The sequence below is a fragment of the Neobacillus sp. C211 genome, assembly GCF_051842875.1.
GTDB lineage: Bacteria > Bacillota > Bacilli > Bacillales > Cytobacillaceae > Neobacillus.
The window spans coordinates 23,012-44,194 of record NZ_JBPXRO010000013.1; the positions used below are offsets into that span (position 1 = coordinate 23,012).

23 protein-coding genes are annotated in these 21,183 nt (G+C 36.5%); 7 read left to right on the forward strand and 16 right to left on the reverse strand.

Annotated elements, in window-relative coordinates; all coding sequences use genetic code 11:
• Nucleotides 1–80: 80 nt before the first annotated feature.
• The gene (locus ACSU6B_RS13745; RefSeq protein ID WP_215003150.1) at nt 81–1,769 is read right to left on the reverse strand and encodes a formate--tetrahydrofolate ligase; all 1,689 of its coding nucleotides are present in this window, start codon (nt 1,767–1,769) and stop codon (nt 81–83) included.
• A gap of 241 nt (nt 1,770–2,010) precedes the next feature.
• Here ACSU6B_RS13745 and metA point away from each other — a divergent pair, with 241 nt between their 5' ends.
• Both metA and ACSU6B_RS13755 read left to right on the forward strand, forming a co-directional pair.
• A complete protein-coding gene (gene metA / locus ACSU6B_RS13750) occupies nt 2,011–2,919 on the forward strand; it encodes a homoserine O-acetyltransferase MetA (protein ID WP_410885987.1) in 909 nt (302 codons plus the stop codon).
• A 126-nt stretch (nt 2,920–3,045) separates the two neighbouring features.
• Nucleotides 3,046–3,258 (forward strand): DUF3892 domain-containing protein, encoded by a 213-nt coding sequence (locus ACSU6B_RS13755; protein ID WP_410885989.1) that lies wholly within the window; start codon nt 3,046–3,048, stop codon nt 3,256–3,258.
• A 34-nt stretch (nt 3,259–3,292) separates the two neighbouring features.
• Here the strand turns inward: ACSU6B_RS13755 and mntR are convergent, their stop codons facing one another.
• The 3 genes from mntR to ACSU6B_RS13770 form a co-directional block, all read right to left on the reverse strand.
• The gene (gene mntR / locus ACSU6B_RS13760) at nt 3,293–3,715 is read right to left on the reverse strand and encodes a transcriptional regulator MntR (protein ID WP_410885991.1); all 423 of its coding nucleotides are present in this window, start codon (nt 3,713–3,715) and stop codon (nt 3,293–3,295) included.
• Between the two features lie 93 nt (nt 3,716–3,808).
• Nucleotides 3,809–5,977: a DNA topoisomerase III gene (locus ACSU6B_RS13765; RefSeq protein ID WP_410885993.1), complete on the reverse strand. Its 2,169-nt coding sequence runs from the start codon at nt 5,975–5,977 to the stop codon at nt 3,809–3,811.
• Nucleotides 5,978–6,337: 360 nt separating this feature from the next.
• Nucleotides 6,338–6,622: a hypothetical protein gene (locus ACSU6B_RS13770; protein WP_214997629.1), complete on the reverse strand. Its 285-nt coding sequence runs from the start codon at nt 6,620–6,622 to the stop codon at nt 6,338–6,340.
• Nucleotides 6,623–6,896: 274 nt separating this feature from the next.
• On the opposite strand from ACSU6B_RS13770, the gene cspD reads away from it, so the two are divergent.
• Nucleotides 6,897–7,097, forward strand: a complete 201-nt coding sequence (gene cspD / locus ACSU6B_RS13775; protein ID WP_026563856.1) for a cold-shock protein CspD — start codon at nt 6,897–6,899, stop codon at nt 7,095–7,097.
• 74 nt (nt 7,098–7,171) lie between these two features.
• On the opposite strand, the gene ACSU6B_RS13780 is transcribed toward cspD, so the two are convergent.
• Both ACSU6B_RS13780 and ACSU6B_RS13785 read right to left on the reverse strand, forming a co-directional pair.
• A complete protein-coding gene (locus ACSU6B_RS13780) occupies nt 7,172–7,357 on the reverse strand; it encodes a zinc-finger domain-containing protein (RefSeq protein ID WP_168244852.1) in 186 nt (61 codons plus the stop codon).
• Nucleotides 7,358–7,377: 20 nt separating this feature from the next.
• The gene (locus tag ACSU6B_RS13785; protein ID WP_410885996.1) at nt 7,378–8,034 is read right to left on the reverse strand and encodes a reverse transcriptase-like protein; all 657 of its coding nucleotides are present in this window, start codon (nt 8,032–8,034) and stop codon (nt 7,378–7,380) included.
• 201 nt (nt 8,035–8,235) lie between these two features.
• Here ACSU6B_RS13785 and ACSU6B_RS13790 point away from each other — a divergent pair, with 201 nt between their 5' ends.
• A complete protein-coding gene (locus tag ACSU6B_RS13790) occupies nt 8,236–8,643 on the forward strand; it encodes a reverse transcriptase-like protein (protein WP_410885998.1) in 408 nt (135 codons plus the stop codon).
• A 6-nt stretch (nt 8,644–8,649) separates the two neighbouring features.
• Nucleotides 8,650–9,579 (forward strand): DMT family transporter, encoded by a 930-nt coding sequence (locus ACSU6B_RS13795; protein ID WP_410886000.1) that lies wholly within the window; start codon nt 8,650–8,652, stop codon nt 9,577–9,579.
• A 35-nt stretch (nt 9,580–9,614) separates the two neighbouring features.
• Here ACSU6B_RS13795 and ACSU6B_RS13800 read toward each other — a convergent pair whose 3' ends face one another.
• Together ACSU6B_RS13800 and ACSU6B_RS13805 are read right to left on the reverse strand one after the other, a co-directional pair.
• A complete protein-coding gene (locus ACSU6B_RS13800) occupies nt 9,615–9,896 on the reverse strand; it encodes a DUF6123 family protein (RefSeq protein ID WP_214997624.1) in 282 nt (93 codons plus the stop codon).
• 28 nt (nt 9,897–9,924) lie between these two features.
• Nucleotides 9,925–10,416, reverse strand: a complete 492-nt coding sequence (locus ACSU6B_RS13805; RefSeq protein ID WP_410886165.1) for a divergent PAP2 family protein — start codon at nt 10,414–10,416, stop codon at nt 9,925–9,927.
• An 84-nt stretch (nt 10,417–10,500) separates the two neighbouring features.
• Between ACSU6B_RS13805 and sspL the strand changes: the two genes are divergently transcribed.
• Complete coding sequence (gene sspL, locus ACSU6B_RS13810) at nt 10,501–10,638, forward strand: small, acid-soluble spore protein L (protein WP_088088727.1); 138 nt, start codon at nt 10,501–10,503, stop codon at nt 10,636–10,638.
• A gap of 49 nt (nt 10,639–10,687) precedes the next feature.
• On the opposite strand, the gene ACSU6B_RS13815 is transcribed toward sspL, so the two are convergent.
• Genes ACSU6B_RS13815 through ACSU6B_RS13825 form a run of 3 tightly spaced genes read right to left on the reverse strand, consistent with a single transcriptional unit; the run spans nt 10,688 to nt 14,057 of the window.
• Entirely contained in the window at nt 10,688–11,710 is a 1,023-nt protein-coding gene (locus ACSU6B_RS13815; protein ID WP_410886002.1) for a YheC/YheD family endospore coat-associated protein, read from the reverse strand.
• A gap of 13 nt (nt 11,711–11,723) precedes the next feature.
• Nucleotides 11,724–12,947, reverse strand: a complete 1,224-nt coding sequence (locus ACSU6B_RS13820) for an ATP-grasp domain-containing protein (protein ID WP_410886004.1) — start codon at nt 12,945–12,947, stop codon at nt 11,724–11,726.
• A gap of 24 nt (nt 12,948–12,971) precedes the next feature.
• Nucleotides 12,972–14,057: a YheC/YheD family protein gene (locus ACSU6B_RS13825; protein ID WP_410886006.1), complete on the reverse strand. Its 1,086-nt coding sequence runs from the start codon at nt 14,055–14,057 to the stop codon at nt 12,972–12,974.
• Nucleotides 14,058–14,233: 176 nt separating this feature from the next.
• On the opposite strand from ACSU6B_RS13825, the gene ACSU6B_RS13830 reads away from it, so the two are divergent.
• Complete coding sequence (locus ACSU6B_RS13830) at nt 14,234–15,400, forward strand: glycosyltransferase family 4 protein (RefSeq protein ID WP_410886008.1); 1,167 nt, start codon at nt 14,234–14,236, stop codon at nt 15,398–15,400.
• Between the two features lie 12 nt (nt 15,401–15,412).
• Here ACSU6B_RS13830 and ACSU6B_RS13835 read toward each other — a convergent pair whose 3' ends face one another.
• The 5 genes from ACSU6B_RS13835 to ACSU6B_RS13855 form a co-directional block, all read right to left on the reverse strand.
• A complete protein-coding gene (locus tag ACSU6B_RS13835; RefSeq protein ID WP_410886010.1) occupies nt 15,413–17,770 on the reverse strand; it encodes a YheC/YheD family endospore coat-associated protein in 2,358 nt (785 codons plus the stop codon).
• 94 nt (nt 17,771–17,864) lie between these two features.
• Nucleotides 17,865–18,449 (reverse strand): kinase, encoded by a 585-nt coding sequence (locus tag ACSU6B_RS13840; protein ID WP_410886012.1) that lies wholly within the window; start codon nt 18,447–18,449, stop codon nt 17,865–17,867.
• Nucleotides 18,450–18,522: 73 nt separating this feature from the next.
• Nucleotides 18,523–19,344: a serine/threonine-protein kinase gene (locus ACSU6B_RS13845; protein ID WP_410886014.1), complete on the reverse strand. Its 822-nt coding sequence runs from the start codon at nt 19,342–19,344 to the stop codon at nt 18,523–18,525.
• A 38-nt stretch (nt 19,345–19,382) separates the two neighbouring features.
• The gene (locus ACSU6B_RS13850) at nt 19,383–20,276 is read right to left on the reverse strand and encodes a 5'-3' exonuclease (RefSeq protein ID WP_410886016.1); all 894 of its coding nucleotides are present in this window, start codon (nt 20,274–20,276) and stop codon (nt 19,383–19,385) included.
• Between the two features lie 70 nt (nt 20,277–20,346).
• Complete coding sequence (locus ACSU6B_RS13855) at nt 20,347–21,174, reverse strand: sulfurtransferase (protein WP_410886018.1); 828 nt, start codon at nt 21,172–21,174, stop codon at nt 20,347–20,349.
• Between the last annotated feature and the right edge of the window lie 9 nt (nt 21,175–21,183).

Consider the following 21,183-nt stretch of genomic DNA (forward strand, 5'->3'; position numbering starts at 1 on the left):
AGAAAAGCGCAAGCGCCCCCGCTCGGCCGCTTGCGCTAGACAGTTATCTAGGTTCAAATTTTGCTACTTTCTTTTTTGATTTAGAAAAGCCCAACTGCATTCCCGTTTTCATCCACATCCATATTTAAGGCAGCAGGTTTTTTCGGCAGCCCTGGCATGGTCATAACATCTCCAGTTAACGCAACGATAAATCCAGCCCCAATCGAAGGTTTAAACTCCCTGACCGTCACGCTGAAATCCGTTGGTCTACCTAACTTTACAGGATCATCAGACAAGGAATATTGAGATTTCGCCATACAAACAGCTAAATTAGACCAGCCGAATTTTTCAAAATCAATCAATTGTTTTTTAGCCTTTGAAGAAAATTCTACATCTTTTCCACCGTAAACCTTTTGGACAATTGTTCTAACTTTCTGTTCAATCGGATCAGATAGGTCGTATAAAGGCTTAAAATTGGTTTCATTCTTGTCAATGACAGCCAAAAGTGTTTCAGCTAGTTCGATGCCTCCTGCTCCGCCTTTTTCCCACACTTCGGTTAAGGCAACAGGAACATTCTCTCTTTCACACCATTCAAGTAATGTTTTTACTTCAAGTTCTGTATCAGTGATGAATTTGTTAACAGCAACAACTACTGGTAATCCAAAGCTATTGATTGTCTCAATGTGTTTTTTTAGATTTGCAAAACCAAGTGTTAGTGATGGAATATTCTCTTTAGCTAACTCACTTTTTGCTACTCCCCCATGCATTTTTAAGGCACGAATAGTCGCAACAATAACAACTGCTTCTGGTTGAATCCTTGCACTTCTTGATTTAATATGTAAAAACTTTTCTGCACCTAAATCTGCTCCAAAGCCAGCTTCAGTGATAACATAATCCGCTAACTGAGCCGCAGCTTTAGTTGCTATGACGCTATTACACCCATGGGCAATATTTGCAAACGGACCGCCGTGAATAAGAGCAGGCGTATGTTCAATTGTCTGAACAAGATTTGGTTTGACCGCATCTTTTAACAATAAAGTTAATGCGCCTTCCACACCTAAGTCACCGACCGTTACCGGCTCCTTATGATAATTATAGGCAACAACCATCCTTGATAATCGTAGTTTTAAATCCTTTAGATCTGTTGCTAAACATAAAACCGCCATAATTTCCGATGCGACCGTAATGTCAAAGCCATCTTCCCTTGGAACACCTTGAAGGGGTCCACCAAGACCGATAATAACTTTTCTTAGTGCACGGTCATTTAAATCCAGGGACCGTTTCCAGACTATTCTCCGTTGATCTATGTTAAGTTCATTTCCTTGTTGAAGATGATTATCGATTAATGCGGCGAGGGCATTATTTGCAGTCGTAATCGCATGTAAATCTCCAGTAAAATGTAAGTTGATGTCTTCCATTGGCAGGACTTGCGAGTATCCACCGCCAGTCGCCCCACCCTTAATACCCATAGTTGGGCCTAGTGAAGGCTCTCTAATTGCGATCATTGTCTTTTTACCTATCCGATTAAAAGCATCTGCCAGTCCAACTGTCACAGTCGATTTACCTTCGCCTGCTGGTGTTGGATTAATGGAAGTGACAAGAATAATTTTTCCGCTATTCTTCGTTTTGAGTTTAGCAAGAGCTTCATTTGAGATTTTAGCTTTGAATTTACCAAAAAGTTCTAGATCATCCTCTTCCAAACCAATTTTTTCGGCGATTTCAACAATTGGCTTCATCTTTGATTCTTGTGCAATATCAATGTCTGATTTCACTTCTGTCTTTAATACCACCTTTATCCCTCGCATTCAGCATTTAGAATTGGACTTACGGTTTCATTGTATCAAATTAGCGCTTTCAATCCGATTATTAATTATGACAAATTAATTAATACTTTTCTGAATTTACAATAATGTTTATAATATAAATATCAAATATTTCAAATATTCATTGACTCCTTATCGTAGGTAGTTATATAAATGGATGTAGTATTTAGAAATACGCCTAATTAACCTGAAGAAAGGGGCTGATCACTTGCCAATTAACATTCCAAAACTCCTTCCAGCGAGGGAAATTCTCGAACACGAAAATATTTTCATTATGGATAATGAACGTGCTATTGCTCAGGACATCAGACCATTAAATATCCTCATTCTGAATTTAATGCCTGAAAAAGAAAAAGCAGAAACACAGCTTTTAAGACTATTAGGAAACTCGCCTTTACAAGTAAATGTCAATTTTCTAAAAACCAACTCTTATGAATCCACCCATACGAGTAAACAGCATCTCGAACAGTTTTACACCACCTTTTCCCAAGTGAAAAACCTAAAATTTGATGGGATGATTATTACTGGGGCCCCTGTAGAGCTATTAGAATTTGATCAAGTTAAATATTGGTCGGAATTAACTGAGATTATGGACTGGGCCAATCAAAATGTCACTTCGACGTTACATATTTGCTGGGGTGCGCAGGCTGCTCTTAACTATCATTATCGGATTGGTAAATTTGAGTTACAGCGAAAATGCTCAGGTATTTATCCTCACCGGATTTTCGAACCAAATGACACTTTGCTGCGTGGGTTTGACGACCAGTTTTATGCTCCCCATTCTCGCTATACTGATGTATCGATTGAAGCAATTAAAAAGAATCCAGAATTAAAATTATTAGCCGCCTCTGAAGATGCAGGTGCCTTATTAATTGCCTCTCGGGATAGAAAGCATGTCATGATTACCGGACATTTGGAATATGAATCAGATTCACTGGCCCAAGAGTATGAAAGAGACTTGAACAAAGGCCTTGAAATCCATATACCGGAGAACTATTTTCCAAATAATGATCCAACCCAGCCGCCAATTAATCGCTGGCGTTCTCATGGTCATTTATTCTTTTCAAACTGGCTTAATTATTATGTATACCAGGAAACCCCTTTTTTTTGGGGTTAACACAAAGTATCGGGTAAATTCCGATGCTTTTTTTATATGATTGTTTGTTTATTATTTAAAAAAATAGAAAGAATATAGAAAAAAGCAAGGTATTGCTTTTAATAATAATTTTAGAGGAGACTTTTCATGGAATCAATTGTGGCACTTCACCGTAATTACTTTGGGGAAATTATCAATTTTGTCACTTCCGAGGGACGAATCATTTCTTACCGAAAGGCAATATTAGAGGCAGAAAATGGCCTAATTCAAGGGGTTCAGGCTATTGAGGAAGAGCATGGCAGAATGTCTTTAATCCCAGAGAGCGACCAATCTTTTGATCAATTCCCAGATTTGTATTAAAAGCACCTAGCAATTACTGCTAGGTGCTTCTTTATTAATCACTTTCATTCTGTTTTTGTATTTCATTTAATGCCTTTATACGCTTTTGGTCTTCTTCAAAAAACTGAACCAGGTCACCAATTCGATCAATTGAATCCCAGCTTAAATGGTGTTCAATCCCTTCGACATCGTTATATATATTTTCATTTTTTACACCGATGATTTTGAGGAATTGTTCAAGTAAATCATGTCTGAAGACCAGGCGCTTGCCAATCTTTTTCCCCTTGGCTGTTAACACAAGTCCTCTATATTTTTCGTAGACTAAATATTCATCTTTATCAAGTTTTTGCACCATTTTCGTTACTGAGGAGGGATGTACTGACAGCGCTTCGGCAATATCTGAGACTCGAGCGTATCCTTTTTCTTCAATCAATATATATATTTGTTCAATATAATCTTCCATACTTGGTGTTGGCATCCCATACCCTCCAAAAAATTACTCAACTAAAAGTTTACTATAGAAAAAAAATAGTGACAAGGCACTTTATCACTTATATAAAATAACAATTCTTTATTTTGCTGTCGTTTCTTCGAATAAAAATTTTACCCTTTTTTCAGTTTGGTCTATAACAAGCCGGGCATTAAAGTTTTTTTCTTTATTGGTAAAACCTTCAATCAGCTCGGTTTTTCCTTCTGATAATAACAGTTTAATGTTCTTCTGGGTAATATTTTTACCTAATATCTTCTTTGAAATGGTGAAATCACAATGATTTTTTTGGTAATTTGAACAACCGTAAAAGCTGCCCTTATCGACGACTGAACCATCACATTTGTTACAAGGACCCAGCTTGGTAAAAGCCTGCTTCCTCCCTTTTTGCTTCCCAGGTGCAAAATTTTCGCGAATCTCCTCTGAGAACGACCAGTTAGTAGCTTGACCAATACTTGACGAAATTAAGTGAATGACCATCTTTTTTGTTTGCTCCATAAATTGCTTTGGTGCAGCAGACCCCTCAGATATTTCCTTTAGTTTCTGCTCCCACTTTGCGGTCATTTCAGGTGAAGCTAAAATTTCTTTCCCAATGGCCTCAATTAGGATTTTGGCTTTAGCTGTAGCATAAACTAAATTCTTAGTAACCTCAATATATAGACGGTCCTTTAGCATTGTAATGATGCCTGCTCTGGTTGCTTCTGTTCCAAGGCCCTCGGTCTTTGTCAGAATTTTTTCGAGTTCTTTATCATCTATATGCTTACCGGCCGTTTTCATTAACGTAATCAATTGACCTTCAGTATAGCGTTTTGGCGGCTGAGTTTTGCTTTCTTTGACTTCCACTTTATCCGTCCGCCCCTGCTCACCTTCTGCTAACTTTGGTAGTGCTGGTTCATCATCGGTATCTTTTGGATTCAGGACTTTACGCCAGCCTTCTTCAATTTGAACCTTTCCTTTCGAGATAAACGCTGCCCTTCCATCCACCAATGTTGTCACAGTAGTATATTCAGCAATAGCCTTATTGTAGTGTGCGGCGATCAAACTTGTAACAACTAAATCGTAGATTTTTTTCTCATCTGGAGTGAGCCGCTCAACATTAGGGATTTGTTCCGTCGGAATAATCGCATAGTGGTCTGTGACCTTCTTTTCATTCACATAGCGTTTGTTTTCTGAAATCGAAGCAAATGGTAACGGGAAGAAGCTTTCGTAATCTTTAATATGACTTAATTTGTTTAAGACTTCCGGGAAAGTATTCGCTTCTTCTTTTGTAACGTACCGTGAATCTGAACGAGGGTATGAGACATTTCCCTTTTGATAGAGCTTTTGCATAACATCGAGAGTTTTCTTCGGTGAGAATTTAAAGCGTTTATTTGCCTCGGCTTGGAGGGCGGAAAGATTATACAAGAGTGGAGGAAAGAACTCTTTCCTTTCTGAAAGAACCTCGCTGACTTCGGCAGGTTTATCCCTGCAAAAAGCCGCAACTTTTTCGGCTAGCTCTTTTGTATTCACTCGGGTTTCTCCATCGTTCTGCCATTTTCCAGTATATTTTTTTCCATTCATTAAAAAATGTGCGAGAACTTCCCAAAAGGGTTCAGACTTAAAGTTCTCTATTTCTATTTCTCTTTTAACAATAAGTGCTAAGGTTGGTGTTTGTACTCTACCAACTGAAAAGACATCGGAAAATCCTTGTTTTTGTAAAAGTAAGCTATACAAACGTGAAGCATTCATACCAACCACCCAGTCAGCACAAGCCCTTGTGTAGGCTTCAAAAAATAAGCTCCGTGTTTCTTGCTCGTCCAACAGCTTTTTAAAACCCTCTCTAATGCTATTAGCTGTTAACGACGAGATCCACAGCCTTTTCATGGGTTTGTGACATTTTGTTAACCTGAGGATATTGCGGATAATTAGTTCACCTTCGCGCCCCGCGTCACCCGCATGAATAATTTCAGTTACATTAGAATCAGACACTAACTTTTTTATGACTGCAAATTGTTTTGCCTTATCTTTCGTTACTTCGTATTCAAACTGTTCAGGGATAATTGGTAAATTATCTAACGACCATTTTTTCCAGCCTTGCTGATATTTTTCGGGAGAGACTAATTGGCATACATGACCAATTGCCCAAGTCACATAGGCTCCCTTAGGAAAAATATCATTTGGATAAATTTCGATAAAACCATTTTGTTTTTTATGTTTAAAGATTGATGCTAAGGTTGACCCTTGATCCGGCTTTTCGGCAATAATTAATTTCATTATGATTGCTCCCTTTTTACAAAGCATCCCGAAATCCATTTTACCCATTAAATCCATTGTTCGTAAAGATTAAATAATCACCACATCAACTAATTTCCTTTCCAATTTTATGATAGAGGATGATCGAGAATATATAATCGACTGTATCATTCTTCACTTTTCAGTAATTGTAGATTCATTCAATTTCTAAGTACAGTGGTAATAATGATAATAATTAGTTTTAGAATTCCTCTCAAAGTTCTTACTATTAAAATAGCAGACTGCGTCACGAAATCTCCTTAGTATTTTGTCTGTTATTTGACAAATAGACTAAATAATAAAAAAGAGTGATCAAATGATCACCCTTAATGCTTGCTATTGTTAACTCAACGGCTTTATTGAAGGAAGATCCTGACTAAACCAATTATCCTCGGGGATAATATTCGAAACTGTTAAAATTAAGGATGGAATTCTCTCCACATTGAACACAATTGCACCAATTTTCTTTGTAAATATGATAAAGGCATTTCCATGTGAATAATTATCTAGATCTAATCCCATATGGAGTAGTGCAAATAAAATGGTCTGCTTTTCATCAGAATCAATATAAACTTGGGGTGAAAATCTTAATATCCATTCATCGCCTTCAATGGAAAATCGGTACATCCTATCCCCGCCTCTGTAAATAAATTGATTAATTTAAGATATGATGCAGAGGTATTTTTCATGATAGGGATACGGACAAAATTAGACACTTAAATATTTTCATAGAAACTACCATAATTTCAATAAAAGAGACAAGTCATTCCTTGACTGTAAATTTTCATTATTGTATATTTAAAGCATCATGTAACTATATATGCATAGCAAGTGGCTGCGTGATAATATTTATCTTTGGCACCAATAAGGGTGGCTTGAAAGGCTTAGGAGGAAGAAGTAAATGCAAAACGGTAAAGTAAAATGGTTCAACAATGAAAAAGGTTTTGGTTTTATTGAAGTAGAAGGCGGCGACGATGTATTCGTACACTTCAGCGCTATCACTGGCGAAGGCTTCAAATCTTTAGAAGAAGGCCAAGAAGTTTCTTTTGAAATCGTTGAAGGAAACCGTGGACCACAAGCAGCTAACGTTGTAAAACTATAATCTAAAATAATCAATCAAGGGCTGACGTTTTCGTCAGCCTTTTTTATATGCGCTAACAGGACATAGGTGAATTTTCAACTCAGTTTCTTCCCATACTCCTGAAGTTGTTCTCCCACTGTACACTTTGAAATGCAAAACCGGTGTGCTGCTCTCCGCCCACCTTCTTTTTTCAAATGCTGGTGTAAAAAGCAGCCTTCACAGTATTGAACCATTAAGGATTCTACATGAACTAATAATTGCCTTTTGTTTAAGTCCTTCACAAGAGTTTCACACCCATTTCCTAAAGAATCAATGTTTTTGCAAAAATTTCTTTTCCTTCTAATGCTTGGGTCGCCAATTTATCAGCTTCTTTGTTATCTTTTCTAGCAATGGACGTATATTTAGGGACTAAACCAAGCGTTCTAATTTTTTCCTCTATTCTGTCAAGCCAGCTATTAAGCGTATCTTCATAACAAGGCCAATCCCCTTCCAGCTGTTTTAAAACCACTTGGGAGTCACCTTTAAATTCACAAGATAAATGATGAACTCCTAAATCCTCTAAAATATTTAGTGCATAATAAAAAGCAGCATACTCTGCTTCATTATTTGTTTCCAATTCATCAATCCGTTCATTGGCTCGGATACGGTATTTCTTCTTCCCCTGCTTAAAAAAGATTACAGCCCCAAGACCTGCTTGATTTGTTTCCTTTTGAAACCCTCCATCAAAGTAAACAGTTATTTCATGAGGATCATCTTCAATTTCGGTCATCAACTTTTTCATTTCCTTTAAGATCCATGATGTTCCCTTTTCATCATAAAAAAACAAATCAGATACCTTTCCAGTCATTTCAAGCTCTTCACCAATTTGTATAGCCGTTTCACCTGATACCATTTCAGAGGAAAACTGTACCTTTTCATTACTTTTAATTTTATACATCCACTCTAACCTATAGTTCAATGTCCTCAACCTTTCTAAAAAGAATTCAAGGGCTTTTTAAATAACATATTCCATGACACTATATCGACTACATCATTCTAACCTATTCTGATATATATTCTTATCATACCCACTTCTTCATAGTAGTTATAAGAATAAATATTTTCTGACTTAAAAGAAATATGTTAAACTTTCAATATTACGTTTATGGAGGAAACAGAATTGATTGAGGTTTATATTGACGGGGCTAGTGCCGGAAATCCTGGACCAAGTGGGGCCGGGATATTTATTAAAGGAAACGGTATTACAGAAAAATATTCGATTCCATTAGGAAAAATGACGAATCATGAAGCAGAATATCATGCATTTATTAAGGCATTGGAAATATGTTTAGAAAAGGGATTTGAAAATTCAGTCGTGTCATTTCGGACCGACTCTCAATTAGTTAACAATGCGATAGAAAAAGAATTTGTAAAAAACAAACTATACTTACCATTATTTGAACAGGCATTACACTTATCAAAGAAGTTTCAATTATTTTTTATGAAATGGATCCCAAGTTCTGAAAATAAAGCGGCGGATGAACTAGCAAGGCAGGCAATAAGAAAAAATATTCCCGAGGAGCAATGATACATCATGAAAAAACCTATATTTGCAGATTTAAGTTTGCTCCTTGTAACGATCATCTGGGGCAGCACTTTTGTGTTAGTCCAAAATGCGATTGATTTTCTTGAACCATTTTCCTTTAATAGCATTCGCTTTCTTGCGGCAGCGATTATATTGATTTTCTGCCTTGTAATATTTGAAAAAAAACAGTTAAAACAATTGAATTTAAAGCTGCTTTTATCAGGTGTATTTATCGGATTTTGGCTTTTCCTTGGTTATGCTACCCAAACAATCGGCCTTTTATATACAACTTCTTCCAAAGCTGGCTTTATTACCGGGTTAAATGTTGTCCTTGTTCCAATATTTTCAATGATGTTATTAAAGCAGTTTCCGAACAGGAATGCTGTCTTGGGCGTGTTAATTGCGACCATTGGCTTATTCCTACTGACGATGACGGATGTTACTTCATTAAATAGAGGTGATGGTTTCGTTTTCATTTGCGCCATCAGTTTCGCACTACAGATCATCTATACAGGTAAGTTTAGTAATAAATATCCAACCTTGCTGTTAACAGTCATTCAAATTTCAACAGTTGCTCTTTTATCGATTTTATCCTCTTTCTTTTTTGAAGATTGGAAAAAGTCATTTAATCTACATATATTACTCAAGCAAGATGTTCTAGTTGCCCTTGTAATCACAAGCATATTTGCAACAGCACTGGCATTTTTGATTCAAACAAATTTTCAAAAATACACTTCTGCAACACGAGTTGCGTTAATTTTTGCAATGGAGCCGGTATTTGCCGCGATTACAGGTTTTTATTGGGCAAATGAACGACTTTCCTATAGTGCCTTAGTTGGATGCTGCCTCATTTTTGCAGGAATGATTTTTGCTGAGATGCCAACAAACAAAATCCCTTTACTTAGAAAAAACAAGCCCTTTGAGGATAGGGTCTCATAAAAAACTCCCTTTCAGAGAAGGGAGTTTTTTCCTAATTATATCGCTAACAGTTCCTTTTCTTTAACGAACCTAATGGCATCTTTCCTTGAGTTGATCCTGTTCGAAATTAATGTTTCCAGTAACGATACATAAAAACTGCCATCAAAACTTTTTTGCGCTTTTAATGTCAGTTCAATGGCTGTAATACTCATCTCATCAGAAGCATTTGTGTAGTGTTTCCCAAAAAATATAAAGCCAATTGCATCCTCTTGGAATTGAAATCCTTTTCCTTCCAAGTGGTGCAAATAATCTTCGACTGTTCCCAATAACTTTGCCATCCCTCTCCCAACAAACTGTGAACATCCCTTAGAATCTTAACTTAAATTTTGATAATTTTCTATTCTTTTTTGTACATAAGTGACCTATGACTCCCACCAAAACACCTAGAACTGCCCCTCCAACAACTTCTTCGGGCTCATGGCCTAACATTTCTTTTAGCTTTTTTGGAGAGTCCTGTTTAAATTCAACACTTTCCTCTTTATGAATTTTTTCAATTAATTCATTCATTGAATTCACCTTTAATGTTAGCTCCCCTGTTTGCCTTCTTACCCCTTGCGCATCATACATGACAATTAAGCCGTAGATGAGGGAAAGGGCAAAATCAAAGGTTGGCAGTCCACGCTGCATTGCAATGTATGTTGTTAATGTAGAAACCCCAGCTGAATGTGAGCTAGGCATCCCACCGGTACCAAAAAACAACTCTGGACGCCATTCTTTCTTATTATAATAATGTATAGGAATTTTCATCCCTTGTGCTAGTCCCATGCTGAAAAGTGCTAAATAAACACCCTTGTTCATCATATCACCCCTGCTAATATTGTTCGAAAGCCCGTGTTTTATTATTCCACATGGAAATACTAAAAAAGTGGGAGGTGAACGTAGATGGGTAAAAATGGTCAAACTAATCGAGGTGTCAAAGCTCCAGGGGTTAATCCTCAAGGATATGGTCAAGATGCGGAGTTCGCTGAAGAACCAAAAAGTAAACTAGAAAATGCAGCAAAGAAAAAAAACACTAAATAGACGCAAACATAAAAACTGGCTGTCCCTTGTCGAGACAGCTAGTTTCTATTTAAAGCTTTTGCCTATTCGCAAGATAGATGCAATAAGGAATAAGCCGCCTGGCCACTTCAAATTCCCTATGCTTACAACCTGGCCTCCAATTGACTTCAAATAACCATAGCCTTTGGAGTTGATCCATTCCAACATCAATACCCAGTTCATCAAAGGAATGTGCGTATAATGTGTCGAAATGAGCAGAAAATGTTAATGCAAATTGCTCTAGAACTGTTTTTATTCGATCTGACTCTTCCCCAAATTCATCTAAAAGAAAAGTTTCTAAGTCACCGCGGTACCCTCCGCTGCTAATATTGCTAATCAATTGGGCGTTACCGCTGATCCGTGGATAAATTAAGGTAATTTCCCAAAAACCACATCCATTTTTTTGAACATGCAAGCGAAAATCATAGGTTAATCCGGCTTTTGTTTTACATTCAATAAAAGGCTGAAGCAAATATTTTTGCTCAAGGACCAGCCCTTCAATTAGAACCTCCATTTCTTTTTGGTTAAGTACGCTAACTTTCTGACCCTCGGTTAATTTGAACAGTTGCTTTTCATTAAGTTTTTCGATAAATAATATTTTTTTACCTTGATTACCGGTTACTGGTTTAATTACAACTCGAGAATGAGCCTGGAAAAAAGAGATAAATTTTTGTGAATGATTTAATTTTGTGGAAGGAATCAAATAACTGGAGAATTCTTTCGCATTAAAGATTTTTTTGTACACTTTGAACTTATTTCCAACAGGATAACTTGTAAAAATAGCATATTGCTTTAATTTTTTCAAAATGGCAGATTGTCTTTTCGTTTTAGGGTTGCAGCTGTTAATGATGACTGTTGGAAAGTCGATAACTTTTTGTGTCCATTCACCATGTTGATACACCCAGCCATTAATTTTCAAATGATTAAAATCAACATTGTTGTAAGAAAAATAAAAAAAGGGGATTCCCTCCATTTTTGCGACAGCAGCAAAGGGATAAGCTTTTTTAACTTCTAGCGGATTTTTTCGATAGTGAAGCATCCCAATCGACTTCAAAATCATCACATCCTTAAAATGGCTCTAAGTAAAACTTGATTTCTTTCGAAGCTATTAATGCAATCTCCTTGGCCTGTTCAGGTGTATCAGCGCTGGCAATCACATAGGCATAGCGATCACCGAGTGAATACGGCTTTGTTAAGATCGCCCCTTTTCTTGGTTTCACATAAACTTCCTTTACACCATCATAATTTAAGGCTTTAGTTTTTCCTGTTACTTTTATGAGTCGGCCCCTTGAATTAACAGTAAGAAATTTTGCATAAACATGCGACTTTTTCGTTGCTTTTAAGACGGGATCTAGCCCTAAGAAGAGTTTAAGTGTTTCTTTAATTAAATTGATTCCAGTACCCTCTTCAATAATTTTATTCATTGCTCCGCCCGACATTCTTGGATTTATTTCTATTAACTTCCACTTCCCTTCAATAAGCCTCATTTCTAAATGACAAGTTCCATTTTCTAATTCAAGTGCTTGAATAATACTTGCAACTGCAACTTCTAATTCCTCTAAAGTCTCATTTTCTAGTACGGCCGGATAACAATACCCGGTAATAATAAAGCGATCACCATTTAAGACCTCTTGTTCAATTACTGCCACCATAGCAATCAGCCCATCCTTAACGATGACTTCGATTAGATATTGCGTTCCAATCAAATATTCTTCAATTAGTACCGGAATAGAAGGGAATTTTTTATTTAAGTACTCCAAACCTTCTTTTAACTCTGAGCAGGTTTCAACCAATAATACATCCTTTGACCCATTTGATACAGGAGACTTTAATATTAGTGGTAAATGACATTGATTTTCCGCAACAAATTTTTGAATAGACTGTTCTCTTTGAAAAATTGTAAACTTTGGTGTAACAGGCAGTGTTTTAAGGTGTTCACGAAAACGAGTTTTCTCCTCCATGATTGCCAAAGCATCCGCGGACATTTGAAAAAGTCCTAATTTTTTCGAGATTCGCGCCGCAAAAGAGACAAATGGATCAATGAAACTAATAACAGCACAGATTTGTTTTCTATCTTCTTCAAAGTTATTAATTATTGAAAAAATCATCTCCTTATCCATTAAATTTTCGACATATACCATTTGATGAACTTCAGGGAATTCTTTCTCTTGCTTTATAAATTCTCTTCTGTTCGTTAACAAAACAGTATAATAACCCATAGTTGTTGAAATACTCAGAGCTTCTCGGCTCGTTCCTGATTTGTTACTTCCAATAAAGACAATTGTTTGCATACCAACCTACTTCCTCTTTGTTTTTTATTGGCTATTTCTTTTAGTCAACAAATATTTCCCATAGCATATTGGGGTAATGTAGGTTTCTCGCCATGTTTCGAACATTAAAGCATGACGAAATGCTAACCTTAGATCTCGCGCATTACATTCAATAAACATTGGAAAACCATCTGCTGTAATCCCGACATCAAGCCCAAGATCTGCTAGGTTATCAATTTGATTGCCCATCTGTTTGGCAACCATTAGTGATACCTGTTCCACGTCAGCTACGACCTGTTTTTCATCAAGGTATGGAAGGTTTCTAAGGATATCTTCAAGAGAAATGCAGATACCACCTCTAGCAACATTTGTAACAAAGCTGCCTGTTTTTGCTACTTTCCCCACCATCCCTGTCACTTGCCATTCTCCATCCTCATTTCGTTGGACGGTTACCCGAAGGTCAAATGGATTATTATTATATTCTGCAAGTTGAATTCTCTCTTGAATTATATACAGCCCGCTTGTGAGCAAAGATCCTATCTTCAAAGGTAATTGGTCCGAAGAATACATTTCTTCCAGCCACATGTCTTGTTGGGGATAGGATAACAACCACTCTGTATCGTTAAGGCGTGTTGCTCTCATGTTACGTTTTCCAAATGTTCCACTGTTTGGTTTTATGATTAACTCCCTATGTTTCCCCATCATTTTGACCATATTACCAAGATTGAATCGAACCGTTTCTGGGAGGTGTGGTCTAATCTCTTCACTTTCCATTAATAACTTATGAGCTTTGTGTTTCCCATATTGATTCCATTCATTAAAAATGATTAAGCCTTCAGCTAGTAGCATTTTTATCTGTTTCTTGGCATCCTTCGTCCAATGATACCCTCTGTTATGAATCACAAATGGTTTAGGTATAGTGTACTTCTGATACTCACCGTTGATATTCATCACAAAACCCGTTGTCTCTGGTTCACCAGGCTGTAAATCCTCCAAACGAAGATAAACAGGAATCAGATTATTTATTTTGCCCCCTTCCTCATAGAAAGCCAAGACTTTTGGTTGATTACCGCGGTCAAGTTCTCTATATAATTGCGAGCTGATTATAATTCCAATAAATTGCTGTTCCAAGCTATTTTCCCCGCCTTATTAATAGGGTTTACTTTCAGGTTAAATAAATAAACTTCTTTCGTACTATTAAATGCAAAAGTTGTATATTTGGAGAGATAAAAACCCGAATTATTTTGAAACATTCATTAAAAACGTGAATACACTAACTTACATTAATCTAAGAGGTGTTTTGCTTTATGAGAACTAAACCAAAGGTAGCCATTATTACCCCTGGTTCCTTCCCTATTCCATCCTCTCGTGCAAGTTCAGTTGAAACAGTGGTAGAAATGCAAACAAACATTCTTCAAAACGATGTTGATTTCACGATATTTGGGAAAAAGGCTAAAGGAATGGCTACTACTGAAAACCAAGGAAATATTTCTTTTATCCGGTTTCCTTATCAAAATTGGACAAGGTACCTCACAAAGGTCATTCCTAAGTTATCAAGAATCAATCCTGATATCATCCAAATTGAAAATCGCCCTAAATATATTCCCATCATTCGGAACAAGTTTCAAAAAGCTCAAATATGGTTGTCACTGCACTCGACCATGTTTATTTCAAGTCCACATATTGAAAAGGAAGAGTTAATTAGTTGTCTTCATCAAGCTGATAAGGTCATTGTTAACAGCCATTTTCTTAAAAACTATTTAATTGTTCTAACTGGTTGTGAGGAAAATAAAGTCATTGTTAATTATTTAGGTGTGGATATAACACAATTTCATTCGAAATGGTCCATCGATCAAAAAAGTAAAATAGAGAATTTTATTAAACAATTAAACCTAGAAGGAAGGAAAATCATCCTATTTGTCGGACGTTTAAGAAAAATAAAGGGCATTCATAAAATACTTCAAGCGATGCCTTCCATTATTCAAGCGGTGCCTGACACCATATTAATTATTGCTGGAAGCGCCTTTTATGGTTCAGAAAGAAGAACAAGCTATGTTGATAAATTGCATGCGTTAGCAAAGGATTTCCCAGAGCATGTCAAGTTTGTGTCGTTTATTCCACATGCGGAAATCCACATTTGGTTTGAGGCGGCAGAGATTGTATTAGTACCCTCAATTGGACATGAAGCATTTGGATTAGTGAATGTGGAGGCAATGGCATGTGGTGTCCCCGTGATCGCAACGAATATTGGGGGAATGCCAGAGGTTATTGAACATGGGAGGACGGGGTATTTGATCAATACTCAAAACATTGAAGTGGAACTATCCAATTGTGTTATTCAGCTCTTAAATAATCCCAAAAGAATTAAAAGGTTAGGTCTTAACAGTATAGATCGAGTGAAGGAAAGTTTCACATGGGAAAAAAGTGCTAACCGTATCCTCCAATTATATAACCAAAATGTATCTGAAAAATAAAAGAACGTCCCTTTATGAAAAGGGACGTGAATGACTATAAAAAATATACTCTTTTTGGAAGTGAAAAGTATTTTTAAATGCATCTTCATCTAGAATTTGAAACCCTTGAATTTGAACTGCATAAAACATTGGTTGATTACGAATTTTTAAATACGTATCATAATCCAATTTCTTAAAGCCTTTGAAGCTAGGATATATATTTGCTTCAAGAATCCACGGGAAGCCCACTTCATCTAAAGCAATATCTATACCAAATTCAGCGAAATGATCATTTCTTTGATCCATGATGCGGCAAAACCTTTGACAAAGGTTTAATATATTCCGATAAACAAGTGAATAGCTGAGGTCTTGAGAAGACTTCTTTATAACTGTTTCTAATGTCATCGCCTCTCCACCCCGAGCAATATTAGTTAGATCCTCATCTTCTCGAGCAACCCTGCATTCAATTCCAGTGCATTGCCACTTCCCTTTGTTATATTTCTGCATCACAACCCTGACATCAAGGGCTCGATTATTTACCTTTAAAAGCGGAATGTAGGTTTGATATAAATACTCCTGTTTAAAAATTCCAAACTCCTTTAATAATACTTGTAAACCTTCTTTATCCTTCAATCTGTGTTGTACCTTTGTCATACTCCGATAATCGTATAAACTAAAACCTTCTGTTTCGTCATTGAATTCTAGTATGAAAATTCCGCGTCCTCTTGATAAGCTAACAGGCTTTAAAATAATCTTCTTATTTTCTATTAAAAAGTCAGTTAATTCTTCCATGTTATTTAAAAGGAAAGTTGCAGGTAAGTGTTGTTTAATTTCTGGGGTATTTTTTAATAAATAAAGATCTGATTTTTTAAAGTGGTAGGAGTTAAATAAATTATTATTGGTTATTTCCACTAGTTGTCTAATATTATCTTTCTTTTGATGGAAATTTCTACGGTATATAGTAGAGGGAATCGGAGTAGAACCATAGCGCCAATGTTTTTTTACTGGGTCATAGATCATCCCATATGCAATTCTCTTTTCCCAGTCGACTGACCTTGCTGAAAAGGCGATCGTTACTCCGCCATAGCGATGGTATTCACCAAAACGGTCATTGAATTTCTCCATATAATCCAAATTATAAACGTGATTTTTTTCACCTAATAGTAAGCCAATTGTTGGACCGATAATTGCCTTTCCCTCTGAAAATTGGATTTGATAAACTAGGTCAACAGGAAGATGCAGATATTCTACTAGAGTGTCGGAAACAAATAGCTCTATGGGATTTTGATAGGAATTATGTCTTAGCGGAATTGCTTCTTCGTAATTTACAAAGTGACATGGCAGCTCATTTACCCCAAATTTTACAATTTCAGGTTGTTCCCCCCAGCTTTCTGTAATTCGGTTAGGTAATTTCATTATCATTTCATGGTCTTGAAAAACTTTAAATTTCACCCAAACATTCTCAAAAGGCTGACTTGATTTCCTGGTAAATGGCGTAATATTATCGTCGTGTAATTCTCCACTGCTTACCTGAACGGTTGCCTCAGTTTCTCCACTACACGTATCCATTGTCTTTTCATCGTTTTTCAATTCCTTGATTTCTTTTGCTAGATCAATCGGCCACTTAAGAATCATACCCGCTACTTTTTTGTTGCTATAACTTAAGTCTTTCACAATGGTAAAGATAGGACAAGTGGAATGAATTCGAATTTCACCAGTTTCCATCCCGACAAATTGAAGACCGATTTCATAAATTCTTGGATAATAATAGTGAAGAATTTCTAAAATACGGTGGCTTACTTCATAAAGGTACTCTTGTGTCTCTTCTTGCATTTGGTGATCACCGGTAAGTAGCAGATAGGCTTCCTTAAAGGTTAACACTTGGTCATTATTCTTGGCATAAATAATCGGAGTCGTCCATTGATGATGGCAATCTTTTTGTCCTAAAACGTAAAAACTAAATGAAGTCGGAATTTGATTTTCCGCTATTAAATTAAAATCCTTTAGTGCAGTGTGTGTTGCTATCAATTCTAGGAAATGCTTATTCTTAATATTATTCTTTTCATTTATTAGAGTTACACCTGTTTGCTGTGCGAGTTCAAAGATTGTCCGATTGTTTTTCTTACGATGGTAATTTGTGGGATTATAGATAATTGACGGAATATCAACGAAACCTAGTAAAACGATCTCCTCATCCTTTATCATAATTGCATTTCCCTTACGCTCTTTTACCAGCAATCCTTCAATATTAATAAATAGTACGTCAAAATTTAACTCTTCGCCCGCTTTTGCATATTGTAAAACATAGGAATCATCATCGTTTAATTCCTCTTGGGCCAGCCTATTCCATTGCCGTTTTGATAAAATAATGCCAATAGACTTTTCATCCATTACTCATTCACCTTCAATCATTTCAGGTCATTTAAAATATTTCTATTCATGATTCTATGAAACTGTATAGGCATATGGGAGTAACCCGCTGATATTAGTCTTTTATTTTCAACGATTTCTTCCATTGTTTATAGAGGTCAGGCTCTTGATTATTTACATGCCCTAAAAACGTTGCCAATAAACCCAATTGTTCTAAGTCTTTGAAAAGTCGTTTTGGAAACGACCTTTGAATTTTAAAAGAATTAACATGATCTATGATTTTCAACTTTCCATTCTTATCATAGATGGTGTGTCGTAAGGAGAAATCAATTCTCATAAACTGTAAACTTCTAAGTTCTTTTATTAAATTGATAATTTCAATTGTTAAATCCACGGAAATTGTCTTGGATTTTTCAAGATATTCTTGTAAGGAAGGTCCAGCAAGGTATTCCATTATAATAAAATTTTCTCCCGATTCATAAACCTCTGGTAAAATGGCAGTTTTTTCACCGATTTGTTGCAGTACCTTCTTTTCTCGAAGGCAATATATTTGTTTTGAATAAATTTTCACACATCGGTCTTCGGATAGTTTAAACACTGCACCTTGTAATCCTTTTCCAATGAGTGGATAGTCGGTTGGATTGGTTTGAACCTGAACTGGTTTTCCCGGCGTAACAACAATTTGGGTAAAATCATTCAACTTGCATTATCTCCTTTAATGGAAATTATTATTGTTTTGTGCTTCCTGCTAAAACATATCCAGAGACTACTTTTTATGAAAATGGTAGAAGTGCATCAATAAATTCTTGTGCCGATTGATACCGTTTGAGTTTATGCTTTCTTGTTGATTTCCTCAGAACCTTTTGTAATTTCTGATTGGGAATCTGTTTGCACGCCTGTTTTTTTCGATACGGTGCAAAACCAGTTAACAGGTACAAACATACACATGCAGCACTATATAAATCTGAGCAGTAGTTTAAATTAGCAGTAAAGATATGATTTTGTTTCTTAAGCTCTGGTGGTCGATACCATCTCGTTGCCCCTCGATGATTTCCAATATATTCACCAGAGTCATTTGTGCGGACAGCAGAGCCGAAATCGATGATTTTTACTGTTTGGGGGTCATCATTACAAATTAAAATGTTATGTGGAGTAATATCGCAATGGAGAATGCCATGTTGGTGGATCTCCTTTAACCCTTTAAGGATGTTAATTGTTATTTGAACGGCTAATTTTTGATCATGGATAATCCCTTTTTTAAAATGCCCCAGCCTTCCCCCTTCGTGATATTCTAAAACAATATACCCTTTATGTTCATCCACAAAAAAATCTAGCCAGGTGATGATATGTTTATGGACCGGTAAGCTTTTTAGTATATCGCACTCTTGTTCTGCTTCTCTTCTGCTATCAACCTTTTTTATTACTACCCTCTCATTTCGTTGATTCAGACCAAAAAAGACAAGGCTTGTCGCACCCTTACCTAAAGTTTGATGATCCAGTGTGTACTTTTCGAATGTAGCTCCCCCCCCCCTTTGTGACTCCTGTTTTTTATATCTTATTATTAGTAAGACAAGAATTCCTGTATGTTTATCCATAAAAAATAAGGTTGTCTCTAGTGGACAACCTTATTTTTTCAGGAAACATACGCTTCGTCTATTGGCAAGAGCCGTTGCAATCCACGAAGTTCTAATTCCATTAACTTATTCAATGCTTTTTCTTTTTCAATACGAAGTCCTGCATCATCCAATGAACAGCTCACTGGAACATCGCATTTTATTTCAGCAAGCAGTCTCGACAAATGGAGCATGTCTAAATCCTGCTCAATTTTAGTCTTATTTGACTTTGATAATCGATCTAAATTAGAGATAATGCCCTCAATATGTTCAAACTCCTGTAAGAGCTTAAGGGCTGTCTTCTCTCCTATCCCTTTTACGCCAGGATAATTATCGCTAGGGTCCCCCATGAGGGCTTTTAAATCAATCATCTGCCGAGGAGTAATTCCTTTTTCTTCAAAGAAGGAATCTGGTGTATGAACCAGGTAATTTCCATATCCTTTTTTCAACAAAATAACAGAAATACTATCATCAAGCAGTTGCAGCATATCCTGGTCACCGGTTAGGATGGACACATCGGCAAAGTCCTTTGATTGCTTAGCGATTGTTCCAATGCAGTCATCTGCTTCATAGCCTGCTAATCCAATATTGGGGATATCAAAGGAAGCAACCACTTCTTTTACTAAATCAAATTGTGGGATAAGCTCTATCGGAGCATCACCGCGATTACCTTTATAATCTGAGAATAATTCAGTACGAAAGGTCTTACTGCCCATATCCCAACAAACTGCGAGATGGGAAGGTTTAAATGATGAAACTGCCGTGAATAAATGCTTAACAAAGCCATGAATTCCATTGGTCGGTGTTCCATTTGAATTTATCATAAATTGTCCTGTAACTGCCGTAGCGTAAAAAGCTCGGAATAGCAACGCCATTCCATCAACAAGCATAAGTGAAGGCTTTTGATTAGTCATATTGGACCTCCTTATTGGTGTCGTTTAAAAACAACACGCTTTCCATTATAACATAAATTGGACTGAAAGATTATTCTATTTTATGATCCGCATAAGAAATCCAATCACTAAAGCTTCCGACATAAAGCTTTACTTTATTAAATCCAGCCTCCTTTAATGCCAAGTAATTAGGTGTGGCCGTGACCCCAGATCCACAGTAAACAATAATATCCATATTAGGTTTGATATCTGAAAACCTTTGTATCTGTTCCTCAGCTTGTTTATATCGCCCGTCACGAATCCCCTCCATCCACGGCTTATTTATGGCACCAGGAATGTGACCGGCTTTTTTATCAATCGGTTCTTCTAGCCCTAGATACCTTTTTGATTCCCTTGAATCGATTAATATCTTGTTTTCCAGCTGTTTTTCGACTACTTCTTTTACTTCTTCTGTAGTTGCTAGTAATTCCGGCTTTAAGTTGCAATGGAATTTTACCTTTTCAAATGAAGGAATATCTTTTGTTACTGGATAATTTGCTGCTGTCCATCCATTAAATCCCTCATCAAGTACATAAACATTTTCATGACCAAGGTATTGAAGCAGCCACCAAAAGCGGGCTGCATACGCCCCTTCACCAGTATCATAGGCTACAACGACTGTGTTTTCATTAATTCCGTCTTTCTCAAGTTTCATGATAAATTCCTCAAGTCTAGGCAAAGGATGCCGTCCGCCATGGACTTGAACTGGACTTGATAAATCTTTTTCTAAATCAAAGAAAACTGCGCTAGGTAAATGACCTTTTAAATATTCCTGTCTCCCTTTTTCTGGTTCAGCTAATGAAAACCGGCAATCGACAACCCTGACATTGCTCTCGGTTAAGCTTTTCAATAACCATTCTTTGTCTTTAACAAATTTCACGCAGCTTCC